Annotated in this window: 1 protein-coding gene; it reads left to right on the top strand. The window is 31.8% G+C overall.

All coding sequences use genetic code 11. The features are described 5' to 3' along the window. Positions 1-543: 543 nt before the first annotated feature. Positions 544-1,410 (top strand): hypothetical protein, encoded by an 867-nt coding sequence (locus QTN94_RS19840; protein WP_331428635.1) that lies wholly within the window; start codon positions 544-546, stop codon positions 1,408-1,410. Positions 1,411-1,505 lie beyond the last annotated feature (95 nt).

Here is a 1,505-nt window from a genome sequence, read left to right as displayed (position 1 = left end):
CTTGAGATGTTATAACGCTCAAGTTGGTGAGGCACTGGCAAATGTCAAAGCAATGAACAAAGTCATAGGACTAGGTATGCCTGTTAGAAGCTAACGGCTAGTCATATATGGCGTCGTTGATCTTCAAGCTGATTTGATCAACAACGCCGTGACGAAGCCATCTCTTAACTAACCTGCTAAAGGAATAGGCTCCATTAATTCATAATAATAACATTCTAAGTTAAATTATAGCTTACCAACCAAGCACCTAATCGGTTTCAATTATTTGAAACCGATTATAATCAACATTTTAATTATCGACACTGTAAACATTGTTGATTATTGCCAACATTTCCTCACTTTAAAATCTATATTTTTAAGTAAAAAAACCTACAAAGATATAGGAAACCATACCATCTAATTAACAAAACAATCATTAAAAAAATAAAATATAGAATAAAAATCCCGAAGCAACAATAGTTATTATTTTTTACATAGAATGTATCCATAGGTCATGTATGGTAAAAATATGAATTGGCATTATTACACTAGATATGATGTATTATGAAAAACTTAAACGAATTTCACAAACTGGCCAAAACAAACCTAAAAAAAATCCTAAGTGAAATTAATAACAAAGATACAATATCACATGTAAAAATTGCATACTATTATACAAAATTAGACAGTTTATTGTTTGATATTCTATGTGAGATTAATTGGAGAAAAAACATAAAACTCCCATTAGACAAAAAGTGGGAATATGCAGTAATTCTCTATTCAAAAAAGTTACAAACAATATACTCAAATACAAATGAAAACATTAAGGAAAACCTCGATAAGCTCATGTGTGATAGACATAATGAAAGACATGAACTAAAGGGAAACAATATAATAACATTGAGCCCGCCTACCTTTTATCGTCTAAAAAACATATGTTTAAATCAGTTAAAATCAGAACCAAAAGCAACAGAAATAAGAAGAAAACCTGAAGATCTAAAACAAACATTCATCAAAATAATGAGAACCAATGAGTGGAAAATAAAAAAACACTGGCTAAATTGCAACATCCATGAGCAGAATGGATTTAGTTCATCATTGACTTGTCTTAGTGGATATAAGAAGACTCCAAATATACTTTGGTATAACAATTTCATTATTGGAGACGATCTAGTTCTATGGCATGAGTTAGCTCATGTAATGCATTATAACCTAGCAATGGAAAATCAAAGTTTCTATCAATTTGAGCCATCAATATTAGTGAAAGAAATCATTGCATTTTTTTGGGAGGCTCTATCGCTTGTTTACATAACACAAACTACAAAACCAGATGAAGCGAAAGCTTTTTGGAATGCATATAAAGAGCAATCAGATTGGTATGGCGTTGTTGATCAAATCAGCTTGAAGATCAACGACGCCATATATGACTAGCCGTTAGCTTCTAACAGGCATACCTAGTCCTATGACTTTGTTCATTGCTTTGACATTTGCCAGTGCCTCACCAACTTGAGCGTTATAACATCTCA

It is taken from the genome of Vibrio sp. M250220, assembly GCF_036533795.1.
Taxonomy (GTDB): Bacteria; Pseudomonadota; Gammaproteobacteria; order Enterobacterales; family Vibrionaceae; genus Vibrio.
The sequence above is the reverse complement of the archived record's forward strand: the minus strand, read 5'-3'. Positions and strand labels throughout refer to the sequence as shown.